The following is a 26,569-nucleotide window of genomic DNA, read 5'->3' as shown; positions in this document are numbered from 1 at the left end:
AAATTACATACGACTGTCATGACAGTATAAGGTCTTTATGAAAAACGTCGTCAAAACTTTACTACCCTCAGTGAACACTGGTGATCAAGACGAAAGCGTAAAATCGGATACGCTGACTGGCACTACTAAACCCTGCGACCACGGACTGGTTCATAATCATCTTTTAGGGCAGGAGGCCTGTTACTATGCCAAACACTAACGACTCGCTGACAGGACTCAACGTCGAGCTCGTTGGTGCATCGAAACAAGAGTTTACTCTCCTCACTGAAAACCATCTGATGCGCCGCATCATAGTGGCTTTATCTGAGTTAATGCGTAACGCGGAAGGCGTGATGATTGATTCTCATGTTTACCCGTGGGATCAAGTTCTCCCTGCTGCGATGGACATTCCATCATCCAACGCTTCTGATGAAGAGATACAGAACTGGATGATCAGTGCCTGTAAGGAGTGGCAGTGCGAATACAATCGCCGGGTTCAGTCGTTTACCGCATCAGAAGTAAAAAGCAAAAGCGACACCGAGAACGATAACCTATTCCTGCTGAATATCACCAACCTAGCCCATATGCTGATTGACCGGTTACTGCCGTTTGTCAGTATCGAGGAGATTAATCATGAGGATCCAGATTTACTCCCCCAAGTTATTGATATCGTGAATTATATGGTTGGTGTTATAAATGGTACAACCAGCACACAACAAGTCAGACAAGAATTGTTTACTGCCGGTGCTGATGACGCAGTATTTGCACTCAAACTAAAGCACAAAGAGCTAACCAGCCGGGGTGAAGATGCTGGATGGCTTGAAGAGGCAATGAAGATAATCGAAGAAAACAAACGCCAATCCATCGACTTTATGCAGCGCAGCTAATCGTTCCCATAATAAAAGGGTAATGCTATGAGTAAACATCTGTACTGTATTAAGGGTGTTTTAAAACCCAGGAAATTTTCTGTAAGTCTGATAAGAAATAAACTTAGCTCATTTGGTTTAAGGGGAAGTACTCTTCGTAGCGAAACCGCTCGCATTCTTGCCGGGCCAATAGATGGTATTAAGGGTACGTATCCCTTCGGCTGGTCAGAAGAACATTTTGACCGCAGGATGAAACGCATATTCATTCGCGCCGGTAATGCTTCCAGACTTTCTGATAATCGTCCATTTGCATTAAAACGACGCAGCGCTTTAACTATCAGTAAAAAGTATCTTTCTGTGTAACCACCAGCAGACGAGTTTTACTCGTCTGCCTGGCCCCATGCCTCTAATCTTCGCACCCGAAATGAAGTTGCCTGGAGTTCTCCTGATGAAGTTAACTCAAATGAAACTGTAAGATCGTTTTTGTTCCGGTACTTCCATACATAGCCATTTTGCTGCAATGTTTTGAGTGACTTACGTAGGTTGGGCTCAGCTACATCCTGGCTGTCTGGAACAGAGTTAATAAACCCCAGCAACCTGGTGAATGGCACTATCGCAGTGCCTTTTTCTTTGCACAAAAGAAGAAGTACCAACGCATCCTTCTGAATACGGGAAAAGCGCTCCAGGCGATGTTCAGTACCATCTCCCTGCATATTGGCATTGTTCATAATCAACCTAATCATATGGGATATGATTAAGGTTAAAAAACACCCCCCGTTTTGTCACCCTTTTTTTTTCTTACTCACCACTTAAAGCAGTAAGCTCAGTTCGATAAATCTGAATTAAATAAGGCGAGGTTATATGAAAACGAAATTATTGCTGGCGCTAATTGCGGGATCGACTTTCTGCATCAATATTGCTGAAGCCAATATTCCTCTTAGAGCAGATGGAAGTCCAGCAGCGGGGCAGACACCAACTCAGTTCATTCAGCTTAAAAATGAATGTCCTGAATGCGTCATGGTCGCAACTGATGTAGTAAAGATGCGTAGCGATAGCTGTAAACAGCAGGCATCCATCGATTCTACAATCCTACAGGATCCTGTTTACGCATATCTCAACAGTATCCGTCTGGTAGTTGCCGGGAATGGTGGTTATGCAAGTCCAATCTATACATCCGCCCGTCAGGTCGTAGCGTCAAACATCAATTGCAGTGATGCAAACGACTGGGTAGCGAGAAGTAAAACGGTAATGGATAACACCTTCAAAACGCCGTAAACAATCCCTGAATATTTCGTTGCAGTAATGCTATCCCGTAGTATGACGTTAAAGGCGGAGCTTTGAATCGGGAAAAAATAACTACTGCACTTAGAGGTATTTATATGGGTCGTCACTTTACTGGTCTGATTGATAGTTCGCAGCAAAATTTTACAATGCCAATCCGTCCGTATGGACGGAGCCGCATGGCTGCAAAATTAAAAGGAATCTCCCGATTGAAAAAATCTGAAAAGCATGACGATGAATATCCTGATGAACTCTGGAAATTTATGAGTCCTTCAGAGAAAGCTAAATTTCTGGTCGCGGATGTATTTTCACGCAGTAGTAAAGACTCTTCCGCCATTCAACCGGGAGAACATAAGCAAAAGGAGCATGATAATGAGCACTGATAATTTACTAGCAGAACTCACTTCAAAAACAGGCCTGACAGAAACGGAACTTAATCGGCAGGCATTGATTATCGGTTTGATGGCATTGTGCCACCCGGATGCTATTGCCGGTGATTTGGTGAGCGCGGCACTTACGGGGTCATACTCAGATAGTACTGATAAACTACTTACCCGTGGTGATAACGCATCAGACAGTGTGTTGATGTCCATGCGTATCTTACTTCACCGGTTGAGTAAGTATGAAGGGTCTGATGGCAAAGTAGGTCAGATCAATAAAATGATGCACCGACTCGGCTACTTTAAGGCATCCGATGTGTTACGCGAGGCTCAATAAAGAGGCTCAATTTATGTTCACCATGACGAATTTCGCGTCCAATATTCTTGACATGGTTTTTCTATCAGAAATGGAAGGGGAACTCATTTATATAAAAGCGCTTAGCGGCGTTACTGGTTACGTTCCTCAGATCCATCTTTTCCGCCTCCAGCTTATCGCATTTGATATAGGTTGGTACTACGAGTACAGATTGAATTCAGGCAACCTCATTATAAAGGAAATTGTTGAGGCCATCACATCTCTTGGATGTGCTTTAAATGAATACCAATGGCAGTTCGCGTTTGAATTAGGTTATCGCCGTCACCACAAATAAACTTCATTTTTTCATAATTTGCTATTCGTCACTTGATTGACCGGGGGTACGATTAATTTAACACGGATAATTATGGGAGACAGTAAAATGACAGACGCATCTACAATAGACGCAGTTCAACCAAAGGCAAGACGCTTATCATTTAAAGAGCTTCCAGGGTTTGATATTTCTGCTGAAGCACTTCTCAAAATTATCGAAATGCCGTGTATGGTTATTCGCCGGTCTCCTGCAATGAAAGTACTGGAGATGATCACGCTGCGGTTACGTGGGGATTGTCTTTCTGCCCTTGGCATTGACTTAAACTCTGCCCAAATTACCAGTAAAGGGACGGTATCGGGGGGCAATGGTGATATGGACGTATCAGTACCTGCAACACAACTCTTTTCTTTAATCCGCAACATGCGCGGCGAAGATGAAATTAACGTCCGCTTCCATGCGGCAAAAAACCATCTTGTCATTCGCACCGACAAAAACTCCTATAACATCCCGGTTTGCTTAGACCATATACCCGAAATTCAGGCTGAGACGCTGGAACATAATTACAGCGTTTACTTTCCAACGCAGATGCTGAGTCAGATTATCAAGCGTGTCAGCCACGCTGCGGCTCAGAACGATGTCCGCTTTTATATGAATGGGGTCTACCTCGGTATCGATAATGGCCAATTTATTGCTGTAGCCACTGATGGACATCGTATGGCCGTCAGTTCTCATGATATCGACTTCAGCGATGACGTGGGCGATGAGATTCAATCTCCGACAGCTCCTACCTCTATCAGTAACACGAATGCAGGTGTGATTTTACCCAACGGGGTTTTCCCCGTGCTCCATAAAATCCTGAGCGGTAGCCAGGGTCAATTCAAAATTGACTACAGCAACCGTAACCTGACATTTACGCTCGGAAGCCATACAGTCATTTCAAATCTTGTCGATGGCCGTTACCCGGACTGGAAGCGCGTGGCCAGCACGGTAGCCAAAAATACTGAACTGTTTAAGGTTGATCCTTCTGAACTCACCACCGCACTAAAACGCGCAACCCCATTGCTTAAAGAGGGCTCGCCAAACAACACCAGTGTTTGTGTGATGTCATTCAAAGACAACGCCCTACAGCTTAAGTCGCCCGGCTCAAATGCAATCAGTTGCAAAGAGGTGATGGACATTGCGAAAGAGGCAGGCGAGCCCGAAACAATTGTTGATATCGGTATGAATGCCGATTACCTCCTGGAATCACTGGCAAGCCTGGGGGCGTGTTCGGAAGAAGGAGAAGCCGCACAGATTGCTTTGCGTGATACAACGACCGGCATATTGATTTCAGTAAACAAAAACAATTACGACATCATCATGCCTGTCCGTGTCTGACAAAACGCTCTCGTTTTGTCGGCCTTTTCGAAATAGCCAATTTCATGGGCGTGATAACGTTAAAACAAGCTTCCTGACGGGATGGCTATATGCCATCTCGCTCCCATTGGTCGCGATCACTGCGTCCTAATATTCTGGAGCCAGAATGAAATGAAAAGCGTTCTGAAGTGGGTAGGAGCCAAACACAACATTATGGCAAGTCTTAAGCATGTACTACCGAAAGGTGGTCGGCTTATTGAGCCCTTTGGCGGTTCAGGCGCTGTAATGATGAATACGAATTACCCAGAATACATTTTGGCCGATATTAATAGCGACCTGATCGATACATACCAGAGTATTTTTAAGTCGCCTGAAAAGGTACTTTCTGAGCTTAAACGCCTTTACTGTCTCGGGCGTTCTGAGGACGCCTATTATGAGCTGCGAAGCCAGTTCAATAATCATGATAGTGCAAGTGACACTCAAGCTGCTCTGTTTATCTATCTGAATAGGTTTGGCCATCGCGGACTATGCCGATACAACCGGAAAGGCATCTTTAACGTCCCCTGGGGTTATTACGCCAACCCCTATCTCCCAGAGACAGAGTTATACGCAATGGCTGAGAAAATGTCCTCAGCAACTTTACTTTGCGCCAGCTTCCAGACCACGCTATCAATGGCCCGCCCGGGTGATGTGGTGTATTGCGACCCACCATATGTTAATCCCGGCAGATTCACGGCTTACCATGCCAGCGGTTTTACACCCGCTATGCAGATTGAGCTTACCAAACTGCTCCAGTTGCTGCCTGAACGCGGGGTTCATGTCATCGCATCATGCCACGATGCGCCTGATATTCGTGAGCTTTATCAAGCCTTCGCTATTCATGGTGTGACTGCCCGGAGAAGCATATTTAAAGGCAGCGGGGATGGGAAAAAAGCTTCAGAAATCTTCGCGGTCAAATTAGCGGATAACTCGAAAAAGGGAGCTGCGGCATGAAACGCTTCCATTGTTCTGAAAAGCTGCATAACCCAGAGACTGAGAAATTTTGTCAGGATATCGCCGAACAATATCGGACAGCACCTGATATTGCCGTGGCGCAGTTTAAACAAGTGCTGAGCTCTAAGCCTCTAACTTACTGGGAGTGTGTCGTGATCCGCGAGCGTGTCTCTGACCTTATTAAAATTAATCAAGCAACAGCTGAGGGCCACGATGAGCCAATTTAAACCCAAAAGCCTTGTAGTCTACCGCATCCAAAAAGCTCTGGAATTAGACAAGCTGGATGAACAGTTAAGTGAGTTGAAATACACTCCCTGCGGGCCTAATGATATGGCACGGTCAGGATGGATCCCGCCATTGGGTGAAGATGTCGAGCTGTTAAAGCATGAGTCGAATAATCTCATTCTTCTGACTGTTAAGCACGAATCGAAAATACTTCCTCCCGCGACCATCAAAGAAATTGTGCGAACCCGGGTTCAGAAACTGGAGAAAGAGCAAAACCGCAGGCTAAAGAAAATGGAGATCCAGGCCGTCAACGATGCCGTGCTCGCTGAGCTCATACCAAAGGCTTTCAGCAAATACAGCACTACAAACATTTGGGTGGATACTAAATCACGTCTACTGCTTGTTGAGACCACCAGCCATAAAAAAGCAGATGATGTAACAGCTTTGCTACGTAAAACTATTGGCTCACTTCCAATTATCCCATTCACGCTGGAAACGCCGGTAGAACTGACGTTAACAGAGTGGGTCAAAACAGGAAGTCTGCCGCCTGGCCTAGCTTTATGCGACGAAGCCACGCTCAAAGATGTGCTCGAAAACGGGGGGGTCGTTACAACAAAACGCCAGGATTTGATATGTGATGAGATCGCTCATCACATCGAGGCCGGAAAGCTTGTGACAAAGGTTGCACTGGGCTGGATGAACCAGATGTTTTTCATCCTGAATGACAATTTCATCTTTTCACGACTGACCTTTACGGAAGAACTTATTGAACAGAACGATGACATTTCGCCAGAAGATCACGCCCAAAGATTTGATGCCGATTTCGTTTTGTTTACCTCTGTTGTTATGGAGGTTCTGGACACAATGATAAAAGCCCTCGGGGGTGAAAGCCCAGGACTCATCACAACGCCGTCAGACGAACAACAAGGTGTCGCGGCAGAAGCCAAACAACCAGAAAAAACCTTCCATTAAAGGGCTGAGAGATGATTACAGCTACAGAACTCCAAGAGTTATCACGCCAGGTTGAAAATGCTAACATTGCCCGAGCCCTGGCAGTTAAAGAGTTGGTTAAAGAGACAAGAGATCGTCAGTTTTCATTGTGGGCGCTATTTATTGGTCTCTTCAGAGAGACACCGGCGCGAAAAAAGCTGAACGAATGTGAATTGCATCTTAACCTGCTGCTGCCAAAATGCAGGAGCATCTTTCTTCAATACGTAGTTATGTCCTCGTTGGAAGAAATTTCGAAATCACCAGATTGTGAGATTTATCAGCATCTAGTCAACTGCTGGAAAGAAGCTCAGATAAAATATAACGAGTCAGGCAGACGACTCAAACTTGCAGAAAATGCCCGTGAACTATTAAAAACAGCAAAGGATGAATGTAATAGTGCTTCCACAACTGAATTTCTGGATATGGTTACTACCAGTAAAGCAATATCCATACTTTCAGCAATAGACACATCCTCTGCGAGTAGTTCGTTAAAGAGAGCTATGGGTGCGCTTAAGCGATTAGCAGATGAAATGCCTGCCCGGCAATCACCTATTGATTCAAATTTACCAGATGACACGCTTGATCTGTTTGTCGATCTGACTATAAATCCTGTTATCGATATTCTCTCCTGGTTAAATATTGAAAAGCTGGATAATGCCGAAGTGCAGTGCAGCAAAGCCTTAAAGAAACTTCAGACGTTATTAGGACAACTGGGTGCTGAGCATGATTTGAGAACTAAGGATTATCAATCTCAATTAGATACGCTTAAGAGAATTGAACAACCATACATCAAAAAGGTGATGCGGCATATACCCGAAAATATGAAGTTCAAGGAGCCTGAGTATCTCCAGACTATAGGAATGAACCCATGACTCTAAAATATATAATCGCTCTCGCAATATTTCTGACATTTGTGTGCTTTGCAGCTTTCATACTTATCTACGCGAGTCGAACAAAACGAGAACAACAACAAACTCAGCAACCTTTGGACGAGCATGATCAGCAGGCAGATATTAATGCCGATGCCGACGAGAACGCCGCACTTGATGGGTTGAGCGAGTACTTCATCAAAAAAAATTCGATATTGCCAAAAGTCCTGATGGATCTTTATGTGCGCTTGAGTGCGGTGTTCAATGGTCAGTACATTATCGCACCCCAGGTGCTTGCCCGGGACTTAGTAGAGCTGGAGCTCGAAGATGAACCGGTTGCCCCGGTTGACGTACTTCAGGCGCAACAGTACGCAGATGAATTCGTGTTCGATTTTGTTCTCTCCGATGCGCATACCGGGGAACTAGTGCTAGCAATGATCAATGAAGATGCTATCAGCGCTCAGCCTGAAGGAGAGTTCATTATTGCCCTTTTTAAAAGAACTCACATTCCTGTCTTTCGCTATGAAACGTTGTCAGGCTTGGACGATAACGCCCTGGCAGTCAACATCGCTGAATCAATAGACGATGGCCGATTCTCTTAGTTCCACAAGGAATTTATTATGTCTCTGTCAAAAAAACAAAGAATAGTACTGAGGGCTAAATTTGGTGGTCGATGTGCATATTGTGGCGAGGTACTGAAAGAAAAAGGTTGGCACGCTGATCACGTAGAACCTGTGCTAAGGAAATCCGTCCAGGATATGCAAGCTGCGGCCAGAGGGAAATTTAAGCTTAAGGCTACCGGTGAAGTGTTTAATGAAAGTGCCAACTGCTTAGAAAATCTTTTCCCAGCCTGTGCGCCCTGCAATCTGCTCAAAACAACATATTCACTGGAAATGTTCCGCAAACAAATAAGTTTACAGGTTGAAAGGGCACGGAAGAGTAGTATGAATTTCAGAACGGCAGAAAGATTCGGCCAGATAAGCATTGTAGAGAAACCCATTGTTTTCTGGTTTGAACAGTATTCAGAGAAAAATGGTGCTATCAAATAAACGACTAATTTAACATTATCATGGCGCGTATCGCGCACTGCTTCGTCAAATATTCAGCCGTGATAATATTGTTTAGTAGGCCCATTACGGAGCGTATATGACTAATCATACAAACTGGACTGGAGACCTGACCGAAGGCGCAACTATATTTGTAGCCACACCAGATGGCCAGCTCAGCAAATGTAGAGTCGAGTCCGTTCGAGACCGACATTTCTCGGTCGAGGGTATTGAACGTGAATTCGATAAGTTGAATGCCTGCTCAGTTGATGGGTTACTACACTCTTACCCCGACGATTTCGAGTCGAGGGAGTTATTTGGTCTGTGCCAGCAAAAAAACAGGCTCAAGTCTCTGCAAATTGATTCATTATCGTTACAGCAAGTCCAGTACATGCTGGCTGGCCTGGAACTTGCCAGGAAGAGATATGGATACCAGTACCGAGGCAGCAAAGCCGTAGATACCAATCAGAAGGGTAGACTGGCCATGAGCATTGATGATTCGCTTCACCCAATTCAGATCGCTTATATACTGGCAGGTTTAAAATTATCTCTCCTTCAAACAGAGGTGAACCATGACTGCTAACCAACGTAAACGTCCTTCGCGTAACAATCGAGCTGTCCAGTTAACGTCCGAGCAGCTGGTAGAAGCGAAGACGCTTGACCTGAAAGCCCACCATTCGTTTAAAAACCTTATGGGTCTTGCTGCAATCAGTGTCGTGGTGTTTGTCTGTCTTGGCTCCTTGATCCATAAACAACGCTCAGTAATGAACGAATGGGACCTGGGTGAAGTGATCAGAGGCGTTGATTTGAAAGCCGGAACCCTCGCAAAAAACAACTTTTTCATCACCAACAAAGGGCAGTTTGAAGCAAGTGGCGTTACAGTGTCACTTACGGGTACAAAACTGAAATTACAGCAGCATCAGGACGGAAAATATTACGTTTGTAATTCTGCAACAGGTGATTGTGTTCTGGTATCCGATGTACAAGCTGAAAAAATTCGTGACCAGCTGTAGCGAGGGGAAAATATCGGTTACTGTCACCGGTAACCGAAGGAACCTTCGTATATGTCACGACAAGAAGCCGCAACGCAGTTATTTATGTCTGCACCACCAGCAAGTATTGATGTCGTTATTGAGCAGCTGGAAAGGGACGCTCAAGCAGCCGGTATCGATATCCATACAATCTCTGTAATGGCCAGCCTGTTACGTGATCGAATAGAAGCATACAGTGACGTGCTTAAAATCGAGCCTGAGCGGGTGATACACGCACTTGAGGTACTGCGAGGTACGGAAGTGCCGTGGGCTTTTTACACTCCGTCCAGGCTACCTGAGCTTGAAGATGTTCATTGCTGGGAAACTCCTCACGATTTTGACCAAGACCTAGGTGAACACCAGCTGCGGCGCTATATTTGCCCTAAATGCGAGCATGAATCAACCGACCCAATGCGCTGCACGGCTGGCCATGCTCCTGGAGTTAACCAGTATCCTGAAAGCTGTGATGCCACTATCTGGAATTCGCCCGATTCTTGGGATAGTATTAACCCTATAATAAAATTAATTATCAAATCTACGTTCCTGGCTGACCTGACTGTTCATACAATCTTCTATCCGAAAGGGTTGAAGCTTCCTGAAATTCAGGACGTTGAGTAGTCTGCTTCGGGCTCTGTGATCTGATAGTTATATATACCTCATTTAAGACCCCTTACTGGGGTCTCTTTTTTTGGACTTCCGCCGTGCTATGTACTTCACGGTATCCCCAAATATCCCGGCTTATGTAGTTCGTCGATTTGCTTCGTCACCTGCCATACCTGTCTCATAATTTCTCTATTTGGAGAAATCTGATGAACCTACCGACAGCTGTATTAGCGAATAACGATGAAAATGAATCAGACGTCCTCAGCCTTTATGCTAATCCCGTAGACAGTCAAAGTGGCCTCATTGAACATGACGGCTTTCAAAAACTAAATGCCATGCGCGATCTGCTGGTGGAATACAACACAACACTGAAGCACATGCAGGCCATGTATGATGCAGTGATGCGGAACCGGCATGATGAAGCATGGCGCATGTTCTGTGATTCTTGTGACAATTCCATCAAATATACGCTGGCTGTAGAAAATTTGTTCTGTATAGAACGGGCCCGCTGTGCTCTCGATGAAAAGTACTGGCAAAAGCTGCTCGATCTGACCGGCGTAAAACCATTTATGCCCACCGAAAGATACGATGACTGGAACGAAGGATTAAGGGCATGGCGAAAATCATCAGAATCAAATTTTGAGAAGCTTAAGCCTGTACCCTTCAACGAAGAAAGTATCTTTTCTACCGCATTCGCATTGAATGAAGAGAAAAAAGACTACTTCGCCCAGATGGTTCATGGTGTGTTTGAAAAGCTCTCCGCTCTGCATAAGACTAACCGTGCCCAGGGCTTCAGCAACAAACTCATCATAGCCAGCTGCTTACCAAGTAGAGATAACCGCAGATCCTATGACTATCTCAACTATTTTAATGACCTTCGTAAGGTTATTGGACTGATGTATGGACGAAGCGGTGCTGAGGATGTGAATTCGGCTGCGGTCAAAGAGTACATGATGAGTAACCCTGGCGAATGGGTAAGTATTGATAACGATAGTCTTAAAGTGAAGGGGTTTATTAACGGCAATGTGCATATCCTGATTGAGGAGGAAACTTGTGACAATCTCAATCTGGTACTATCCCATTTAATGCCAGGCTGCATTCCTCTCGATCGCCGATACACCACCGGCCATAACTCCGCAAGAACTGTAAAAACCAATGAATATCGGTCGCAGTTGATATCATTCTCTGCTGTTAACTCCTTAATATCATATGCCACTGACCATTTGAACGCGGGCAAACACCTGTCACCGGGGCCGCACACTTTTATCCTGCGGGACAACCAGTCTGTTAGTGAGAAAAAAGAACTGGTGAACATATGGGAGTCATTGGGTGCTGTCAGAAGATATAGAGAAGTATATGACTTTGACTTTAGCCCCGTTGAAGCATTCAAACTTCTGGCATTACATGGTTCTATACCTGACCGCTATACGCACCAGTTCTATGCAACGGTCGGAGAACTCCAGAAACGAGCAATTGATGAATGTATGGTGGCTTCAGGTATGCGTTTGCTGGAACCGAATATCGGTCTTGGTGCGCTACTGAAAGGGTTACCAGAGGGGGTGGATGTTACTGGTTTTGATATACACCCCGCAGCTGTTGCAATTACTGGCCTGCGCTGGAACGTCACCCTTAATGATTTTCTATTGGTCAAGCCTGAAAATACCGGCTTGTTTGAAAGAATTCTGATGAATCCTCCATTTAGTGACTCACGCTGGATTGCACATTTTCAACATGCGATGAGATTCCTGAAACCGGGAGGACGCTTGATAGCAATACTGCCAGGGAGCGCAAAGGAGCATCTTTTAACCCGAGAAGCTGGGCCCGGTTACGACATCAATATTCTGGGTTGCTATGACAACGCCTTTGAAGGAACCGCAGAATCCATAAAACTTTTCTCCGTTGATGCCCATGAATAGTGGGGAAAGGAAGAGCTGGTCGAGTTAATTTCGTCACCCGTAACTGAACAGAAAAAATGAGATAGAGAAAAAGCCGTCAGTTTGTCGATGTTAAATGCTATTCAAATTTTTCAACATGCGACAATTGAGCCAACTACATGAAGAGGAAACACAATGTCAGCATTTCTCATCAATAAATTATCTTTCGAAGATACCAAACAAATAATGTTGTCCTCCATGAAAACAATGGCATCTCTTCATGGTATTTTGGCAATATTCTTGCCGATAATTGCTGGTGGTGGACTCCTGACACTCATCATGAAAAATGTGACAATGGAGGGGCTTGCATTTTTTATCTTACAGCCAGTTGTACTCACCCTCTACCTTACGGCTATCTTATGCCGATATCAAAGCTCAGAGCTAAGATTGAATATCTGGGAAGAACTACGCAACTTTATCGTTGTGTTAGTTTATGCATTATTCCTGACCGTACTAATGATCGTAATATTGTGGTTGGTCAAATTTATGATTGCTTCAGCGGTTGCGGGTGAAACCAACCATGTTGAATATAAACAACCAACATTAACAAGCATTAGTCTGGCTTACTCCAACCTAATAGTGTATTTCAATATGTACGCCCTTGCCACTTTGAGCGTATTTATCGCTACGCCAATGCTCGTTTTATTCATACCAACAGTTACGCGGTGTAAAGGTTCTCTGCTGAAAAGTATACCAGTCATTTGTAAAAGTACTTTTATGAATATTGGGCCGTTGTTCGCATTTTCAGCTATCTCTGGTGTTGTTTTACTTTCGTGGTCATACTTTTCGCTCAGGTATGAATGGTTAATCCCGGCAGCAACTATACCTCTGGCCTACTTATCAATATTGAATTACCAGCTGTCTGAAGCAGCATTGCCTCGTAACCAATAAAAAGGAAACCTGTGATGAGAAAAATAATATTAAATGCGGTTGTTTGTTTATTTGCAATTAATGCATCAAGTTTCGCAATATCAGCGGAAAGCTCTCCATCTCGTGACGAACTGAATGACGTGATGAAAGTTCATGCTTCCGAGATTGCTGCTGTTATCGCATGTAAAGACTACCTCGAAAATGGCGAGGAACGTTTGACTGAAGCGAAATCAAAAGCTGGCCGTGTACTGGGTAAGATGGTAGGCAATCAAGCCAAGGGTAGCGAGTATGCTAGTCGGATTCTGGTAACTGTTAACGAAGCTAAGCCAGATGAGCAACTGAAGGCTGAATTCGACAAGGTCAACCTTGACCACTCAGTCCGCGTTGCAAAATGCGCTCAGCTAGTAGCTGGTAATGCCGCACGTGCGGACGATGCTGATATCAATTATCTGAATTAAGAGGCTAGCAATGGCGAAGATCAGGATCACTCATCGTTATGACATCAATAAAGACATGTTCTATGGCGTAGAAACTAACCAGCCATATGAAAAGGTTGTTCAGAGGTTAGCTTATCTCCAATTGATTCATTCCACGTTGCCTGATTTTCCCTACATGGCTAATTGCCTGGAACAGGCCGATGCAGTAGAACTCTATTGTCGAATCTTTGGTGGTATTCCTTTAAACACAAATCAACATTATACCGCAGAGATTGATTTATATAGGAACTGGGAAATAGATACACGCGAACTCGTTAATGACATTAATTGCCAAAATTCAATTGCCATTTCCGGCTGCGTAGAAAAAATATTTAAATACATTGTTGAAAACTCTGTTCAGATCTATCAGCTCACAAAAGAAGCTTATAAATTAGGGCAGGGCATGACTAATAATGAAAAAGAAGAAATGGCTCTTTTACTGATTTATATGGATTGGCAACTTCAAAGGATGGATCGTGTTTTAATGGGAGAAAAAATTCAAAAGGAATGGGATTGGCACGATTTTGAGGGAAGGTTGATTTCAGACATTTCGTATACACACACCGGACAACCTGACCTATACATCCACAAAGATTAATGTCATTGACGCACAAGCTGAATATATTTCGACCTTGCACAAATAGCAAACAAACACATTAGAAAGAATTAACCATGCATCTATAATGGATTCTGTTAAGCATAAAATATGGGTAGTAATAGATCCGTTATTGAAAATGTAAGACATGCTGGTAGAGTAAAACGAATGATAACCGTTTACCTTCTCTGTTCTGGCGGATGCCAGTTTATGGATGTGCATACTGGAACTATTTGAAATATGTAGGTAGAGGGATCTACTTACTATGTAGTGTGATTAAAAATATTCTGTTTTCTATGTGGTCAAAAAGTTCAGTATGAGTGATATATGATTGATGATTACAAAAGCTTCCTCAAAAACCCCGGGAATTTACCGAAACTAATTAGTTACTCTCCGTCAGGCAGACCTAGCTTAACGAGACGAGTTGAAGATCGCCTTAAATGCGCCCTTATCCTCGGCTACCTCAAGCCCGGTGATAAGTTGGTAACAAAAAACATCGCCGATGCTATGAAAATGAGCGTCACGCCCGTCCGTGAAAGCCTGATACGTCTGTCTGCCAGTAGTGCTCTTGCTTTGACTCCATCACATGCCTTTTTTGTTCCCATCATCACCAGTGAGCAGTTCAACGAGTACATGAGAATGAGGCGATTGATTGAGCCAGAACTGGCAGAAAAGGCCGTACTGAAAATGGATGCCAATGGCTTTGAAGAATGCCTGTCTTTGTGCCAAAAGCTGCGTTCCGCATATGAACGTAGGGATGTTTATCTGGCGCACCAGCTAAACCTCACTCTGCGGCTGAAGCTTTACATATACGCCGGTCTGCCTGAGTTTTTCAAAATTGTAACCCAACTGTGGATTAACCTGTGGCCAACTCTGAGTTACACGTTCGAATCTGACTCGGAGGATAAATGGCCAATATTTTTCTCGTCGCTTGAACTCGCTCTTTCAAACAGGGATGCAGGGGCAGCAGCAGATGCCATTAGAGAGTCACTGGATAAGGGGTTGCGGATCTATCTCAGCTTGTTAACCGAGCAAGGTGAGTAAACCGGCTACTAGTAGCCGGTTCGGATTCAACGTTTGAGGGTTTGCATCATCAGGGAGGGTTTAGGAATTGGTTCTTTCTGCTCAGCAGGCTTATCCGAATCAATGATGGTTGTTGCTCGGATACCTGTGGCCTGGGTTTCCACTGGTGAAGAATTCCGTTCAACGGCAATGCCCAGCGTTTGCGACAGAATGTTGCTCAGCGTTTCGGCATTAAACGATGTCGTGGTTTGTGCGGCCAGCAAATTTATTAACCGAGGGTCGAGCTCATGCAAGGCAGACGCAATTACCAGTGCCTTACGGTAAAATTCCCCCCGGGATCGGCGGGGTAAGCGCTCCATAATATCAAGAGCTTTACCGTCTTCTGGATTATTGCCGGGGCGGAGCCAGACGAGTAAACGTTTATCTTCTTCCATCACATAACCTCGTTTAGACGCTTGCCATTGCTTTGACGAGCGCGAGCTGCGCGTCAGGCGCTTTGATGACATCCAGCTTAGGGAATAGTTCGACAATATGAGAATGGATGAGCTCAGCACCGCCCCCGGCCAGTATGATTTTGTGGACGCTGTTCTGACGACGTATATCAGCTGCAACAGCTTCGGCCAGATTTTTCGACTCAGAATCGATAACGTCAATGATGGCATCAATTTTAGAGTGATCATTGACCGCAGAAGCAATCAACGCTCTATCATGACGGTTTTTAATGATGATATCCGCAATGGCATAACTACTTGGAGACTGGGCATCCTGGAGCGCAGCCATAACAGCTTTTGTCACTCGTGAAACGCCAACATCGCTGTTGCCAAAGATATCAGATATGCCCTCCATTGCCCCCTGAATGATGGCCAGGTCTAGGGTTGTTCCCCCCAGATCGACAACCAGGGTTCGTGTAAGCTGCGTGGTTGTTTTAGGATCAATCAGATATTCAGCCGCAGGTACTGATTCAGGCATTACGTTAACTTTTACAACATGAAAAGTTTCGCCATTATTCAGGGTTATTGGGCCCATAACGTTGGCCTTTTTCTTTTCAATATTAGCTTCGTTCAACTGCGCATCGCTCGTGAAGAACATGGCCACCGGCAGTGTCACTGTAAGTTCAACATCCTGTGGCTCAAGACCGGAAGTCAAAAGGGCATGATGAATTGCTACGCGACTTACAGCGTCGAACTGGAAAGAGGTATGCGTTGTTGTAATTGCAGATGTTGAACCAATGTCGTGAGTAAATTTCCGCCCATCAATGAGATAGTTGTAGATAGTTTTACCACCAAATGCGAGTGGAGTAGCCCAGCCTTCGCGGAAGGCGTTCTGCGAAACATGAGTTTTGATTTCACCATTCTCAATCCAGGCAAGTTTTACGTTCGTTGAGCCGTCATCACAAGCGATGTTCATCATGGTATATACCTCATTAAAATGTTCAAAAGTATCAAAAATCTCTGCCATTTTAGATAGTAAGCCATCCTGAAGCAAGGAATGCGCACCTGTAGCGCACGTTTAATGTCCACAAAATGACTATGAAAAGTGAATTACGAGTGAGTAAAACAGGAACGATTCTATCGGATTGAAATCTGGCGGGGTAAACGAGAAAGAGGGATGTATACGTACATGCAGAGGTCGGTAGCCCTGGAACACCAACGGAAAAAGTAACAAACCACCCGAAAAATGAACCAGTGCCACCAGACTAAATTGTGACAATCGATAGCCAATACTGCAAGAGAACCTAAGAATAAAAGGTATCGCTATATGACAGCTCAGTCGGTAAAATCGAGGAAACCATGTCGGATCACCATTGTAGTTTCTGGTTAGTTCAATAATGAGGTATCCCCAATGACATCCATTCTGCTTACTTCTGATTCTGTTGATGGGTACACTTTTTGTATTTCTACTGATGGTAATGGATGTAAGCTGTCAGTCAGGCCAGAATACCGGCGCAATGGCACACAAACTTATGATGGCTGGTTTCCCAGATACTACTCAAAGCCTCAGTATGCTAAAGCAGCGTTAACAAGGTTCCTTGGAGAATCTGTTAACTGGTCACCACGGACGGGGCTCAGTTAGTCACAGGATACGTAACAGCCTGAGTCCGAGGATACCAACAAGTCAAGAGAACCCCCTGATAAACCCTTAACAATCAACACCTTACCTTGGTGCGCTTAATGTATTGAACATGTTAAATGGCTGCATGAAGTGCAGACATTTAGCCTTCAGCGATGAACTTTCAGACAGTTAATATCGTCTCTGATGCAGCAACATCACTGAAACTCAGATTTTACAGATTGCCCTGATGTTTATTTGTTAAGTATATAGTGCAGCTATTTATAGCATTATCATCATTTTACAGCAATGCAGTTAATGAAGGGATTCCTGATTTCCCACTGAAGCCTGAGCCAGTTCAGGTAGGATACATAAATCTGTGTATCACCCTCCGTCATGTAACTGTTTCGCTGAATCTTTCTGGTCAGGGGATAGAATGCCACCGTACCATAGGGTGTTTCTGAGATAATGATTTTAGTATTCCCGTTATATGCAATTTCATAAACAATATTGTTTTTCTTAAGTTCACCCTCCGTATCCATAACTATTTCATTTCGTATTTTATTCACTTCGTGATAATGCTGGCTCAGTATCTTCATTGCTGAGCGTCGTAATGCTGCTTCCTTTGCATTCTCCATTGTACTGATGAAAGAAACTGTGTCCGGGGAATAGAAACGACGATGTGAAAAATCTTTATCCAACTCATATTCTCCGGGGTTATTTTTCCAGCGGGCATAGCCATTAAGTTTTGGAAGGTCATCGCAGAAATGCTGGAAGTTATGCCATCTTTCGCAAACCGTCACTCCCTTATATCCTTTAAAATATTGTTTCCCTTTAACTGTCATGTAGCACCTTGCCAACATATTATGCCAGAGAATGAACGCTCTTGTTCTCTGATGGCTTCGGGTGTTTTCAATTGTGGAATGCTTTCCATTTCCAATATATCCCACATCATAATAACGGGGCTTCATCAACAGTGTTATTCGTTCATCTTCTGAGGACGGGAACGCGTCACCTGAGACTGCACCTGATTTAATATGCGTACCGTAGGCCTCTTTGATTATGCCGCTGTCTTTAAATTGCACAACATAATATCCGCGTCTTGATTTATCTTCGGAGCGACCAAGAACAGAGCATTCACCATTATGCTTCGTGGTAAATACAGCACCGGGAAATAACGTGTTATGGTTGTAGTTCTGGTGGTATCTCTTGTTTCGAAAAAGCGTCATTTAATATTTCCTGAGTAAAGAATTGGAGGGAGAAAAAGAATCGGGTCGGGTCCTGTTTTTCCCCTTTAACTTCTGTCAGGCCAGCACTCCGGGTGGAGGTCAGGAATTAAATTTAAGAATCCATTCAAAAAAATAAAATTTAAAATAATACAGACAATGCAATGTGACAGGTATCGTGTCGTTCTGTCAGCAGTAATCTGAGGTTGTCACAAAGCAGGCTCAGCACCCTGCCTTATCATGCACTGGTGCGCTCAGAATGCGCTACAGGCACTGTAAATACGGGTCAGGGCAGGGTGTGCAGAGTCTGTCTGATGGCAGGATTCCGGCATATGCACCACTGTTCATTTATACAGTTAAATGAAATTAGTGCAGATTGTGACCGGAGGTTGCACTGGCGTGATTGTGGGCTGTTTCAGGGCTGAAGTATGGCTTTGCACCGACTGCATTCCCCTGATGGCCTGTAGCGCGTTATATGCTTCTGGTTATGCTGATGTGCTGTGCCGGAATCACCCGATAGGGTGGTAAAATAAAAATAAATATAATCAATTTACAGATTCAAATATCCATGCTACCATCGCCAAATCGCCAACCGGGGTTAAACCCTTATTATGATATATTTATTCTTAATCGGTTTTCTGTACTTACTCTGAACCTCTCAATATTATCCCAATATTAAGCCCTCCGCAGGAGAGCCATACGGCTTGAGTTAACAAAGAATCAGAATAAAAAAATAAGAATCTCCACCAAAATGAAGACCCTTACATGTCAGCATCAGAGAAATATCAGCAATCTACTTTATCAAAGTCTATCCTGAAATCATCTTTCATGGCATCGGCATTATTCATTTGCTTTCCATTTCTTAATAACTGAAGCTCTTTGAGTATTTCCTTCTGAATGTCCGCCTGAGTAAACAGAACTGTTTTTAGCTCATAGGATGTAATGCTTTTGATTATCCATGCAGCACAGACAACGGTGATAATGATTTTTGCCGTATCAAAGCTGATGAAAGCATACCCCTGAAGTATCGAATACCATGACGGGTTGTCAGTTCCAATAAAATAGAGCCAAATCAGTATGGTTATTGTAAGATTGATAGCGAGCGTTAATTTTGAAAGATGTTTTGTCAAAAATGAACTGTTCATTTTTTTGTATTCCTTTTTAGTTTTGTTTTCCAGTGTTGCATCCGGCGCGATATGCCTGAGTAACTTCAATATGCTCGGCTCGTTCCATTCCTCGTAAGTTTTCCGTCTGTTTATTAAATTTCTTTATTTTCTTCTCACAGACGGAATTGCGATGCTGTATTGCGTCCCTGGCTCCGGTTATACATGCGCCATAAATAACATCCGGGTTGGCAATTCTGGAAAAATTTGCGTAAGAATCACATGTAGCAGTCACTCTCATCTGCATCTGTGATTGCGTAATCGCCAGTGACTGATTTGCAAATAACAAACCGGCGATTGATATCAATAAGGGAAGGGTGGTTGAATTTTTCATTCAGCACCTCCCTGTAAAATACAATCAATTCCCATTGCATCAGTACCCCAAAGCTTGATATCCGGTTCACCACCTGATGCACCCTGAGTGCTCATATCCAGAGCAAGGATATAGAAACTGTTTTCATCAACATCAAACTCGTAGTTAACAAGTGGAGCGCCACTGGTCTGATACACCGATTGCTGAATATCCTGAATACGTTTTTGTGAGATGAGCTTGCCGTGATGCAGTAACTTTATGACGCCAGCGTCTTTCATGTAGCTCATGAATCCACTACTGGCACTACCGGTAACGTGTCGCTCAATGCTCCAGCCATCATGACAAACAATATTGTCTGCCATTGCAGTAACCGGAATGGTCATACTGGCGGCAAAGGTAAGGATTGGTATCAATCGTTTCATTCGAATCAGGTCCTAAGAAAATTATCAGGACGCCCGGTAATCTCAGTGAAGGCCGCAAGACATTTCAATCGTTATGCGCAACAGAGAGTACGGGCAACACAGCCAGCACAAGGATGACCATAAAACATCAGATTCAGCCTTTATCTACGTTTGTCAAAGCAAGTTTAAAATGTCACCTCTTTGTGCAAGATAGAAAGGGCACTTTCAGCCTATGTAATCATATTAATGTGACTGCTGCGTTATCCCACTCAACCAATTAATAAAGCAAAAGTTAAATATGAAAGACTGGAATAAAAATATAACGAAAACATCTTAATATGGAAATATCTGTGTCAACGGGATCTTTAGTTATTGAATATCTGGTTCTAAATAGGTTCTACATTCAACGGGAAGGGAAACCAAATATCTATATGTTTTTTATAAATACCATTACGTGGCAAACAACAATCTGCATATTTTTTTAAAGAATCTCCACATGGACAAATATTTTCTGGCGATAATACTCCATCATGTTCTTTCGCCTTAAATCTCCAGGTCGTAATATTGAAAATTTGATGTGGGGATTGTATGTATTTGACAACACTAATTAAAGTTGAATAGTTATAATGATCACCATCATTGGAGAAAAAAACACTACATTTGTTAACGGGATTACTAACTATGTCATAAGTAATTAATTCAAAATCGATCACTTCATCAAAGCAAAGAACTCCATTATAAAGTTTATTTTTAACATGACCACAATCATTAATAAAACTACGGGTTGTATTACATACTGAACATTTCACTTCTTTTATTATTTCACGAGAACTACCGAAGATTTTATATGGGAATAACGCCTGCCAATTACATACCATTCTCGCTAAGAAGTTAACACCATAGAAATTAACCTCAGGCAGAAACTCATTATTTTCTTTAATATGTATTAAATCTATTTCTATCCTTTCAAGTTCTACCCATGCTTCATAAAAATCACCTCTTGTAAGTAAATTAATGACTTGAATATATTTTAAATGGGCTAGTAAAATTGTTTTGTATAAAAACAATCTGTTTGATTCATTATTCAAGCTCAAGGATTGAGCTTTTTTTAACTCAGCATTAAGATAATCAAGAATAGCACTATCTTCTTGAGTAATACACATCCAACGCTTTAACTTTTCGTGAATATTCATAATATCTATATAGATTTTTATTTGATTTTGTTAATTACTTTTAAAACATCGTCTACTTTTCCAGAAACAGTGTATTTCACATGTTTTCCTGATTTATTTTTTTTAATTATAGAGACTTTAACGTCTATATCTCTAGTTCCAAAGTTATCAATTTTTTTCTGAATATAATTTGAAACAAGATTTACTAAAAAAGGTATCATTACTGATGTGGCAAAGAAAGTGCCTAACGCTAACGTTATACTGTTTAATTGCAGGTACGAAACACCATTAGAATCTCCGTACACTTTAACATTAGAATGTGATTGCTTGGTGAACTGGAAAAAATCCAGTGCATTACCTCCAGTAATTTTTGAACTATCAAAAACGATCGCAATCTCATCATCTTGAGGTTCATATGAAGAAATGATTTTTACCTCTTCATCTTCATCACTCATTTCACTCAAAGTAATGGGGTTCATTCTCAACTCCTTGTTTTATATTTTTACATTCAAATTTTACTATACGACTGGTTAATTGCTCCTGTCCAACACACACCAGAGTTCATATGCTTAGCATACAAGGGACCAATGCCAGTAGCGACAGGCTAGTGTGTCAAAAAACCACATGAAGATCAATCTCCTGCGGAAAATTTGGCCGCAATTAGTTTCATTGTCCTTTCCATGCCTTGATAAACTGTCGCATCTGTAATGTTTAACCTTGCGAGTTCCTTAAGTATTCTAGCTTTGTTTCTGATCACTATTTTTTCTACTTTAAACTCTTGCATAGCATCATCAGGGTTTGAAACTAAATCGGGATAAACAGCATTATTCCCAAATAATAAGAATGCACCTGACTGTGATGACATCCTTTCATTATTATTTCTTCCTTTAACGAAAATTAACCTTTCCAAATCTGATGGTATAATTACATCTTTAAAATAAGGTTTTTCATCTTTAATGTAATGTATGAGTTTTTGACAAGCTTCAGTTTTATTGAAAGCCTCCTTGTCCATTTTACAATCCAGCTGATCTTTCAGTGTTTGACTTAGCATTGATATATTTGATATGCAACTTACTGTATCAGAGTCAAAGAATTTTATACGATCCCTTTTTGTTTTGAAAATAATAACATGTCCATCAACCTCATTTGTATTTTCATTATTACTAATGTCGCAACAAGCGAAATACAGAGCGATTAGTGGATTTGATGTTATATCCAACAAACGAGTTGGTAGTCCGTAGTGTTGCATCCTTACTAACTTGTCTAGCATTGTTTTATCATCAACAAACTCAGTTGGCCTTGCTGTTAGGGCTTCACGGACTAAATTTGATTCACTGTGCAAATGCTTGAAGTTACCTTTTTTGTTTTTCCTGAAAACTGATGGAGCCAACTCGTAAGATACATCAGAATGTCCACGATAAAATATTTCTGCATCTTCTTCATGATCTTGTTCTAAAACACGCGCCATGAAACTTTGAACATTATCTATTATTGGGTAGTTATCAACTTCATCAGGAAGTGCTTCAGTAGGAGGAAGTGGTGTACTTCTTGTCGTTATATTTAGAAGTGCTAATGTTTGATTTAAATCACGTGCTTTTATTCCCCAGTGAGTCCGTTTCAGCCCATATGCACCTAATTCTAAAGCTGTTTGATATAACTCTTTGTTTATCACTACGACATCATCTTGTGAGTGAGTGATTCTGAAATCAAACTCAACATTTTTGTTAACTGTTCGTAGATTTGAAATTACACCAAGTCGCAAAGTAATGTATTCAACATTGTCTCGGGAATAAAGTTCTGACATAAAAAGCGTAGGTAATTTCTCAATATAAGATAATGCTTTATCATTCAAAGGCGTTAACTTCAACCGGATGTCATCAGAGGTGCCTTCTAACATACGTGATATAGGAAAATCACAACTCCCACTAACCCGTTCATACATGGGCCAATGTTCAAAATAGTCAGGTTCTCCGCCCATAATTAGATTAAACATTAAAACTAAATCCTTATATTTTACTTAATGAATTATTTACAATCCAATCAATTGCGCCAGAGGTGCGAATCCAAGGCTTTATATTATGATTCACATAATAAATGGCTTCATCCATTCCACCTAACGTGATATATCCACTGTTAGACTTGATCTGTAATCTGCACTTCGATAACAAGCCGGGGATGTGTCTATTAGAATCAATCGCAGCTTTAGCGATATCATCGGCATCCGGGGATGACTGTCGGTAGGCGAGTAGGGCGCGTGTATACTGAAAAAACGAACGCATATCCCCAGGATAATCGTCCAGTAGCAAGGCCAGATCATCCACCATTTCAAGCTCAAGGTAATAGTTCGCTAATAAATGACGAATCCCCTGGTTATCGTTCGGGTTGAGCTTCAGCATTTCGCGGCTATGAGCCATAGCCGGATAAAAATTACCAGACTCCCATAAGGCCTCAGCCAAAGCTGCTTTTGCTCTCATATATGGACGTGTTTCGACAAATCCCCAGAAACGTCCTGCGAACTCCTGAAAATCCTCGCCAAGTGCAATGCTGGCTGCGTACAAAGCAGTCTCCAGCTTCCCGATTTTTGACTCAGGAGGTTCTTGAGATATCTCGCAGTAGAATGAGTATGCGTCAGCACAGAGCGGGGATTTCTTGATAGCTTTTCTGATGAGTTTCAGCACAACTTCCAGGTCATCATTTTCCCAGGCATCGAACATGAACTCCTGAGCCGCAACCAGATCTAGATGTAATTGCTCAGAGCTGACAGCAGTTTTATACAAATCAACGCGCTTTGTAGTCGGGAATTTAATCATCTCAAGTATCCTTTTGGGGACTCACTGTTCCGGTACTTTGCAGCACTGATGGTCGATTCTATCGCTTTGAACTTGCCACAAACAAGCTCGGGTCTGCCAGAACGGGATTGATAGCCCGGAGCTGTTCCTGGATGCGCACCTGAGCCTTACGGCTGGGCGATTTTTTGCTTCGTTCCCGTTTGCCTTCGCTTTCCCGCTCATCCTGTTTTACCTGAGCCAGTCGGAGTACAGTCCCGAGACGTTTGTTATCAACAATCTGCCCCTGGTCGACACAGGCCAGCTTATCAAATGCCTGGCACTTAAGGCTCCGGTGCCCATAGAGGAAGGCGAGGGTGCCATCGGGATAATCCAGTACTTTAATTTTTTCACCGGCAAGACGGCTATTTTCTTCTGTGGTGTCCATGAGATAAAGGATCTTATCGTACTGGAAGGTCAGTGATTTCGACACGGTACGAACATCATGCCAGGCAAAGATGTCTCTTAATTCATCGGGGCTTTCCTGCACCGGACGATGCAAATCTTTGGGGAACTTAGCCGGTCGTGAAAACCGGCTGTTAAAGTCAGCGATGAAAGTGGCAAGCCAGGCATTTGCGGCCTCAATGCCGGTTATACCTTCCAGACGCATTTCTTTGATCAGCCGATCCTGAAGTGTCTGATTCGCACGTTCCACGCGGCCTTTAGCTTCAGAGCTGTTGGCACAAATAAGCTCGATTGCCAGGTCATAAAGCACACGTCCGAACTGGGTAACGGTGGTATTGCGTTTCTCCGGACCACTGACGCGAAATATTGCGTGTTTGTCACTGTACAGCGATACCGGCTTCCCATGCTGCTCGATGTATTCCCGGGTTGCCAGCATGTAGTCAAAGGCTGTTTCTGACTCGCTGAACCGCAAATGCATCAGACGCCCGGTGGCATCATCGATAAAGACCAGCAGGCAGCATTTTGGCGCACGGCCTTCAAACCAGTCATGGTGGGAGCCGTCGATCTGGATAAGTTCACCCAGACAATCACGCCGATGTCGGGGTTGATAAACCCGTGACTTACGGCGAGCATGCGGGACCCAGAGTCCGTCAGACGTCATCCAGTTGCGGACGGTCTCGATTGAAAGCCGGATATTATGGCGCTCTCTGAGTTTTTCTGCGGCCAGTGTGGGCCCAAAGTCACTGTAGTTTTCACGTATCAGCGTGAGTACTCGTAGTTTGAGAGATTCGGTCAACCGGCGGTTGCTGGGCTGGCCGCGTTTGCGGCTGACAAGTCCTTCAGCACCAGAAACTCGGTAACGATTGATAAGTCGTTGCGCCTGACGTTCTGAAATGCCAAGCTGTGATGCTGCATCACGACGGCGTAGACGCTTTTCACAAACTGCCTGTATCACCGGTAGGCGGTGGATCTCTTTATCTGACATGGTCACCAACATGCGTTGAGCCCCTTAGAATTGCATTCAGTTTAGCTTACTCTAAGGTGACGTTTCTATCTGGATAAAAAGTGACATTACTAAATGGTTCTAACAATCTATGTCAAGGCTCAATTGAAATGTCCGTTATCCAGCTCAATTAAAATGACCACTTTGATCTCTCATTCTCTTTACTGATAGACTTTCCTCCGACTGAAACAACAGGATGATTGAGCCCATGCTTCGATACGAGTTAACGCCGAACAATGCAGGTTTTATACTGTGGGGAGATTCAGAAGCCCTGAATGAATTACATGAACTCATTCATTACATCGTGGATGAAAGCCCACTGATTAAAGTTAAAGACGGATTTATGTTATCCCTTGCCTATGATATTCGTAAAGCACGGGAAGGTAATCGTCGTGTTGAGCAACATCAGTATGATCAACATGATACATATAAGCTTTATGGTGTTGAGCTTTTATGGCCTCTGGTCCTGGTACAGTCCTCAATACTCAGAAACTCAATGGGTTATATTCAGACAGACAAAAACCAGCTGTCTGTCATGTATGCCTTTGAATACCTGATAGAATCAGCATTAACAGAGTCTGAGAGAACAACGTCGAATGATATTATGCTAACAGTAAAATATGCATCAGACTCTGATTTTAATTTCATTGAGGATAATATTGACAGCAGGTGCTGCTATTTTATCAGCCTATCTCCGGAGCAAAGAAAAAAGCAGTTAATCAGTATTGTTCGTTCTTTTCATTCATTATGGGGTAAGTATGCCCGTGAAAAGCAGGACATAAAGATGCTGAACGAAATGAATAATACATCATGGGTCTGGCCGGACAATATCAACTGGTGAGCAACCACTGTCCGGCCAGTGAGTA

The 26,569-nt window shown here is 43.1% G+C and carries 34 protein-coding genes; 22 read left to right on the top strand and 12 right to left on the bottom strand.

All coding sequences use genetic code 11. The annotated features are described in order from the left end of the window. Positions 1-185 precede the first annotated feature (185 nt). Both HV311_RS25750 and HV311_RS25745 read left to right on the top strand, forming a co-directional pair. Positions 186-866, top strand: a complete 681-nt coding sequence (locus tag HV311_RS25750; protein WP_007372161.1) for a hypothetical protein — start codon at positions 186-188, stop codon at positions 864-866. A gap of 27 nt (positions 867-893) precedes the next feature. After that, positions 894-1,208 carry a hypothetical protein gene (locus tag HV311_RS25745; RefSeq protein ID WP_127649449.1) on the top strand — a complete coding sequence of 105 codons (315 nt, stop codon included), beginning with the start codon at positions 894-896 and terminating at the stop codon, positions 1,206-1,208. A gap of 17 nt (positions 1,209-1,225) precedes the next feature. Here the strand turns inward: HV311_RS25745 and HV311_RS25740 are convergent, their stop codons facing one another. Beyond that, the gene (locus HV311_RS25740) at positions 1,226-1,573 is read right to left on the bottom strand and encodes a hypothetical protein (RefSeq protein WP_127649446.1); all 348 of its coding nucleotides are present in this window, start codon (positions 1,571-1,573) and stop codon (positions 1,226-1,228) included. 133 nt (positions 1,574-1,706) lie between these two features. Here HV311_RS25740 and HV311_RS25735 point away from each other — a divergent pair, with 133 nt between their 5' ends. From HV311_RS25735 to HV311_RS25645, 19 genes are all read left to right on the top strand, one after another. Beyond that, positions 1,707-2,120, top strand: coding sequence for a hypothetical protein (locus HV311_RS25735; protein ID WP_007372162.1), 414 nt, complete (start codon positions 1,707-1,709; stop codon positions 2,118-2,120). Positions 2,121-2,182: 62 nt separating this feature from the next. After that, positions 2,183-2,509 carry a hypothetical protein gene (locus HV311_RS28140; RefSeq protein WP_223227020.1) on the top strand — a complete coding sequence of 109 codons (327 nt, stop codon included), beginning with the start codon at positions 2,183-2,185 and terminating at the stop codon, positions 2,507-2,509. Continuing rightward, positions 2,499-2,843 (top strand): hypothetical protein, encoded by a 345-nt coding sequence (locus HV311_RS25725; RefSeq protein WP_032951317.1) that lies wholly within the window; start codon positions 2,499-2,501, stop codon positions 2,841-2,843. The genes HV311_RS28140 and HV311_RS25725 overlap by 11 nt, the downstream gene beginning before the upstream one ends. 13 nt (positions 2,844-2,856) lie before the next feature. After that, on the top strand, positions 2,857-3,156 hold the full coding sequence (locus HV311_RS25720; RefSeq protein ID WP_009653866.1) for a hypothetical protein: 300 nt from the start codon (positions 2,857-2,859) through the stop codon (positions 3,154-3,156). Positions 3,157-3,243: 87 nt separating this feature from the next. Next, positions 3,244-4,512 (top strand): DNA polymerase III subunit beta, encoded by a 1,269-nt coding sequence (gene dnaN / locus HV311_RS25715; RefSeq protein ID WP_223307982.1) that lies wholly within the window; start codon positions 3,244-3,246, stop codon positions 4,510-4,512. Between the two features lie 150 nt (positions 4,513-4,662). Then, entirely contained in the window at positions 4,663-5,484 is an 822-nt protein-coding gene (locus tag HV311_RS25710; protein WP_007372165.1) for a DNA adenine methylase, read from the top strand. After that, the gene (locus HV311_RS25705; RefSeq protein ID WP_007372166.1) at positions 5,481-5,711 is read left to right on the top strand and encodes a hypothetical protein; all 231 of its coding nucleotides are present in this window, start codon (positions 5,481-5,483) and stop codon (positions 5,709-5,711) included. The genes HV311_RS25710 and HV311_RS25705 overlap by 4 nt, the downstream gene beginning before the upstream one ends. Then, complete coding sequence (gene rdgC, locus HV311_RS25700) at positions 5,698-6,681, top strand: recombination-associated protein RdgC (protein WP_007372167.1); 984 nt, start codon at positions 5,698-5,700, stop codon at positions 6,679-6,681. Before HV311_RS25705 ends, rdgC begins: the two co-directional genes overlap by 14 nt. Before the next feature lie 11 nt (positions 6,682-6,692). Further along, complete coding sequence (locus tag HV311_RS25695; protein WP_009654998.1) at positions 6,693-7,571, top strand: hypothetical protein; 879 nt, start codon at positions 6,693-6,695, stop codon at positions 7,569-7,571. Continuing rightward, positions 7,568-8,170 carry a hypothetical protein gene (locus HV311_RS25690; RefSeq protein WP_223226832.1) on the top strand — a complete coding sequence of 201 codons (603 nt, stop codon included), beginning with the start codon at positions 7,568-7,570 and terminating at the stop codon, positions 8,168-8,170. Before HV311_RS25695 ends, HV311_RS25690 begins: the two co-directional genes overlap by 4 nt. An 18-nt stretch (positions 8,171-8,188) precedes the next feature. Further along, a complete protein-coding gene (locus HV311_RS25685; protein WP_032951321.1) occupies positions 8,189-8,617 on the top strand; it encodes an HNH endonuclease in 429 nt (142 codons plus the stop codon). Positions 8,618-8,714: 97 nt separating this feature from the next. Next, entirely contained in the window at positions 8,715-9,197 is a 483-nt protein-coding gene (locus HV311_RS25680) for a hypothetical protein (protein WP_032951323.1), read from the top strand. Continuing rightward, complete coding sequence (locus HV311_RS25675) at positions 9,187-9,627, top strand: hypothetical protein (RefSeq protein ID WP_223226831.1); 441 nt, start codon at positions 9,187-9,189, stop codon at positions 9,625-9,627. The genes HV311_RS25680 and HV311_RS25675 overlap by 11 nt, the downstream gene beginning before the upstream one ends. 51 nt (positions 9,628-9,678) lie before the next feature. Beyond that, a complete protein-coding gene (locus HV311_RS25670) occupies positions 9,679-10,263 on the top strand; it encodes a hypothetical protein (RefSeq protein WP_032951326.1) in 585 nt (194 codons plus the stop codon). Positions 10,264-10,454: 191 nt separating this feature from the next. Next, positions 10,455-12,164 carry a DUF4942 domain-containing protein gene (locus tag HV311_RS25665; RefSeq protein ID WP_007372173.1) on the top strand — a complete coding sequence of 570 codons (1,710 nt, stop codon included), beginning with the start codon at positions 10,455-10,457 and terminating at the stop codon, positions 12,162-12,164. 153 nt (positions 12,165-12,317) lie between these two features. Next, positions 12,318-13,073, top strand: a complete 756-nt coding sequence (locus tag HV311_RS25660) for a hypothetical protein (protein ID WP_009654999.1) — start codon at positions 12,318-12,320, stop codon at positions 13,071-13,073. Between the two features lie 14 nt (positions 13,074-13,087). After that, a complete protein-coding gene (locus tag HV311_RS25655) occupies positions 13,088-13,510 on the top strand; it encodes a hypothetical protein (RefSeq protein WP_043016719.1) in 423 nt (140 codons plus the stop codon). 10 nt (positions 13,511-13,520) lie between these two features. After that, a complete protein-coding gene (locus tag HV311_RS25650) occupies positions 13,521-14,126 on the top strand; it encodes a hypothetical protein (RefSeq protein ID WP_043016718.1) in 606 nt (201 codons plus the stop codon). 324 nt (positions 14,127-14,450) lie between these two features. Next, complete coding sequence (locus HV311_RS25645; protein ID WP_191221240.1) at positions 14,451-15,167, top strand: GntR family transcriptional regulator; 717 nt, start codon at positions 14,451-14,453, stop codon at positions 15,165-15,167. 26 nt (positions 15,168-15,193) lie between these two features. On the opposite strand, the gene HV311_RS25640 is transcribed toward HV311_RS25645, so the two are convergent. From HV311_RS25640 to HV311_RS25590, 11 genes are all read right to left on the bottom strand, one after another. Further along, positions 15,194-15,580, bottom strand: coding sequence for a plasmid partitioning/stability family protein (locus HV311_RS25640; protein WP_009652914.1), 387 nt, complete (start codon positions 15,578-15,580; stop codon positions 15,194-15,196). 13 nt (positions 15,581-15,593) lie between these two features. Beyond that, positions 15,594-16,604 (bottom strand): plasmid segregation protein ParM domain-containing protein, encoded by a 1,011-nt coding sequence (gene parM / locus HV311_RS25635; protein ID WP_223883253.1) that lies wholly within the window; start codon positions 16,602-16,604, stop codon positions 15,594-15,596. Between the two features lie 887 nt (positions 16,605-17,491). Then, positions 17,492-18,424: a hypothetical protein gene (locus tag HV311_RS25630; RefSeq protein ID WP_191221239.1), complete on the bottom strand. Its 933-nt coding sequence runs from the start codon at positions 18,422-18,424 to the stop codon at positions 17,492-17,494. 782 nt (positions 18,425-19,206) lie between these two features. Next, positions 19,207-19,566 carry a hypothetical protein gene (locus HV311_RS25625; RefSeq protein ID WP_045269654.1) on the bottom strand — a complete coding sequence of 120 codons (360 nt, stop codon included), beginning with the start codon at positions 19,564-19,566 and terminating at the stop codon, positions 19,207-19,209. A 16-nt stretch (positions 19,567-19,582) separates the two neighbouring features. Further along, positions 19,583-19,918, bottom strand: a complete 336-nt coding sequence (locus HV311_RS25620; protein ID WP_045269657.1) for a hypothetical protein — start codon at positions 19,916-19,918, stop codon at positions 19,583-19,585. Then, on the bottom strand, positions 19,915-20,319 hold the full coding sequence (locus HV311_RS25615; protein WP_045269655.1) for a hypothetical protein: 405 nt from the start codon (positions 20,317-20,319) through the stop codon (positions 19,915-19,917). Before HV311_RS25615 ends, HV311_RS25620 begins: the two co-directional genes overlap by 4 nt. A 365-nt stretch (positions 20,320-20,684) precedes the next feature. Further along, positions 20,685-21,491, bottom strand: coding sequence for a hypothetical protein (locus HV311_RS25610; protein ID WP_016239971.1), 807 nt, complete (start codon positions 21,489-21,491; stop codon positions 20,685-20,687). Between the two features lie 17 nt (positions 21,492-21,508). Next, the gene (locus tag HV311_RS25605; RefSeq protein ID WP_016239970.1) at positions 21,509-21,949 is read right to left on the bottom strand and encodes a hypothetical protein; all 441 of its coding nucleotides are present in this window, start codon (positions 21,947-21,949) and stop codon (positions 21,509-21,511) included. A 152-nt stretch (positions 21,950-22,101) separates the two neighbouring features. Continuing rightward, positions 22,102-23,463, bottom strand: coding sequence for an FRG domain-containing protein (locus HV311_RS25600; RefSeq protein ID WP_000482601.1), 1,362 nt, complete (start codon positions 23,461-23,463; stop codon positions 22,102-22,104). A gap of 13 nt (positions 23,464-23,476) precedes the next feature. After that, positions 23,477-24,280: a hypothetical protein gene (locus HV311_RS25595; RefSeq protein WP_000589340.1), complete on the bottom strand. Its 804-nt coding sequence runs from the start codon at positions 24,278-24,280 to the stop codon at positions 23,477-23,479. Positions 24,281-24,338: 58 nt separating this feature from the next. Continuing rightward, positions 24,339-25,685: an ISNCY-like element ISLad2 family transposase gene (locus HV311_RS25590; protein ID WP_076611902.1), complete on the bottom strand. Its 1,347-nt coding sequence runs from the start codon at positions 25,683-25,685 to the stop codon at positions 24,339-24,341. 226 nt (positions 25,686-25,911) lie between these two features. Between HV311_RS25590 and HV311_RS25585 the strand changes: the two genes are divergently transcribed. Further along, a complete protein-coding gene (locus tag HV311_RS25585; RefSeq protein ID WP_001567369.1) occupies positions 25,912-26,544 on the top strand; it encodes a DUF6904 family protein in 633 nt (210 codons plus the stop codon). The last annotated feature ends 25 nt before the right edge of the window (positions 26,545-26,569 follow it).

Source organism: Citrobacter sp. RHBSTW-00881 (assembly GCF_013728515.1).
In the GTDB taxonomy this organism is placed as follows: Bacteria; Pseudomonadota; Gammaproteobacteria; order Enterobacterales; family Enterobacteriaceae; genus Citrobacter; species Citrobacter braakii.
Note: the sequence above shows the minus strand (reverse complement) of the source record. Positions and strands in the feature narration are given on the sequence as shown.

Bases quoted from the DNA above. Each gene is read 5' to 3' on its own strand.
- HV311_RS25590 (WP_076611902.1), bottom strand. From the start codon at position 25,685: ATGTCAGATAAAGAGATCCACCGCCTACCGGTGATACAGGCAGTTTGT.
- HV311_RS25735 (WP_007372162.1), top strand. From the start codon at position 1,707: ATGAAAACGAAATTATTGCTGGCGCTAATTGCGGGATCGACTTTCTGC.
- HV311_RS25675 (WP_223226831.1), top strand. From the start codon at position 9,187: ATGACTGCTAACCAACGTAAACGTCCTTCGCGTAACAATCGAGCTGTC.
- HV311_RS25665 (WP_007372173.1), top strand. From the start codon at position 10,455: ATGAACCTACCGACAGCTGTATTAGCGAATAACGATGAAAATGAATCA.
- HV311_RS25740 (WP_127649446.1), bottom strand. From the start codon at position 1,573: ATGAACAATGCCAATATGCAGGGAGATGGTACTGAACATCGCCTGGAG.
- HV311_RS25720 (WP_009653866.1), top strand. From the start codon at position 2,857: ATGTTCACCATGACGAATTTCGCGTCCAATATTCTTGACATGGTTTTT.
- HV311_RS25610 (WP_016239971.1), bottom strand. From the start codon at position 21,491: ATGAATATTCACGAAAAGTTAAAGCGTTGGATGTGTATTACTCAAGAA.
- HV311_RS25690 (WP_223226832.1), top strand. From the start codon at position 7,568: ATGACTCTAAAATATATAATCGCTCTCGCAATATTTCTGACATTTGTG.
- HV311_RS25680 (WP_032951323.1), top strand. From the start codon at position 8,715: ATGACTAATCATACAAACTGGACTGGAGACCTGACCGAAGGCGCAACT.
- HV311_RS25625 (WP_045269654.1), bottom strand. From the start codon at position 19,566: ATGAACAGTTCATTTTTGACAAAACATCTTTCAAAATTAACGCTCGCT.
- dnaN (WP_223307982.1), top strand. From the start codon at position 3,244: ATGACAGACGCATCTACAATAGACGCAGTTCAACCAAAGGCAAGACGC.
- HV311_RS25605 (WP_016239970.1), bottom strand. From the start codon at position 21,949: ATGAACCCCATTACTTTGAGTGAAATGAGTGATGAAGATGAAGAGGTA.
- HV311_RS25640 (WP_009652914.1), bottom strand. From the start codon at position 15,580: ATGGAAGAAGATAAACGTTTACTCGTCTGGCTCCGCCCCGGCAATAAT.
- HV311_RS25630 (WP_191221239.1), bottom strand. From the start codon at position 18,424: ATGACGCTTTTTCGAAACAAGAGATACCACCAGAACTACAACCATAAC.
- HV311_RS25705 (WP_007372166.1), top strand. From the start codon at position 5,481: ATGAAACGCTTCCATTGTTCTGAAAAGCTGCATAACCCAGAGACTGAG.
- HV311_RS25585 (WP_001567369.1), top strand. From the start codon at position 25,912: ATGCTTCGATACGAGTTAACGCCGAACAATGCAGGTTTTATACTGTGG.
- HV311_RS25660 (WP_009654999.1), top strand. From the start codon at position 12,318: ATGTCAGCATTTCTCATCAATAAATTATCTTTCGAAGATACCAAACAA.
- HV311_RS25620 (WP_045269657.1), bottom strand. From the start codon at position 19,918: ATGAAAAATTCAACCACCCTTCCCTTATTGATATCAATCGCCGGTTTG.
- HV311_RS25695 (WP_009654998.1), top strand. From the start codon at position 6,693: ATGATTACAGCTACAGAACTCCAAGAGTTATCACGCCAGGTTGAAAAT.
- HV311_RS25655 (WP_043016719.1), top strand. From the start codon at position 13,088: ATGAGAAAAATAATATTAAATGCGGTTGTTTGTTTATTTGCAATTAAT.
- HV311_RS25710 (WP_007372165.1), top strand. From the start codon at position 4,663: ATGAAAAGCGTTCTGAAGTGGGTAGGAGCCAAACACAACATTATGGCA.
- parM (WP_223883253.1), bottom strand. From the start codon at position 16,604: ATGGCAGAGATTTTTGATACTTTTGAACATTTTAATGAGGTATATACC.
- HV311_RS25745 (WP_127649449.1), top strand. From the start codon at position 894: ATGAGTAAACATCTGTACTGTATTAAGGGTGTTTTAAAACCCAGGAAA.
- HV311_RS25750 (WP_007372161.1), top strand. From the start codon at position 186: ATGCCAAACACTAACGACTCGCTGACAGGACTCAACGTCGAGCTCGTT.
- HV311_RS25645 (WP_191221240.1), top strand. From the start codon at position 14,451: ATGATTGATGATTACAAAAGCTTCCTCAAAAACCCCGGGAATTTACCG.
- HV311_RS25670 (WP_032951326.1), top strand. From the start codon at position 9,679: ATGTCACGACAAGAAGCCGCAACGCAGTTATTTATGTCTGCACCACCA.
- HV311_RS25725 (WP_032951317.1), top strand. From the start codon at position 2,499: ATGAGCACTGATAATTTACTAGCAGAACTCACTTCAAAAACAGGCCTG.
- HV311_RS25685 (WP_032951321.1), top strand. From the start codon at position 8,189: ATGTCTCTGTCAAAAAAACAAAGAATAGTACTGAGGGCTAAATTTGGT.
- HV311_RS25615 (WP_045269655.1), bottom strand. From the start codon at position 20,319: ATGAAACGATTGATACCAATCCTTACCTTTGCCGCCAGTATGACCATT.
- HV311_RS25650 (WP_043016718.1), top strand. From the start codon at position 13,521: ATGGCGAAGATCAGGATCACTCATCGTTATGACATCAATAAAGACATG.
- HV311_RS25600 (WP_000482601.1), bottom strand. From the start codon at position 23,463: ATGTTTAATCTAATTATGGGCGGAGAACCTGACTATTTTGAACATTGG.
- rdgC (WP_007372167.1), top strand. From the start codon at position 5,698: ATGAGCCAATTTAAACCCAAAAGCCTTGTAGTCTACCGCATCCAAAAA.
- HV311_RS25595 (WP_000589340.1), bottom strand. From the start codon at position 24,280: ATGATTAAATTCCCGACTACAAAGCGCGTTGATTTGTATAAAACTGCT.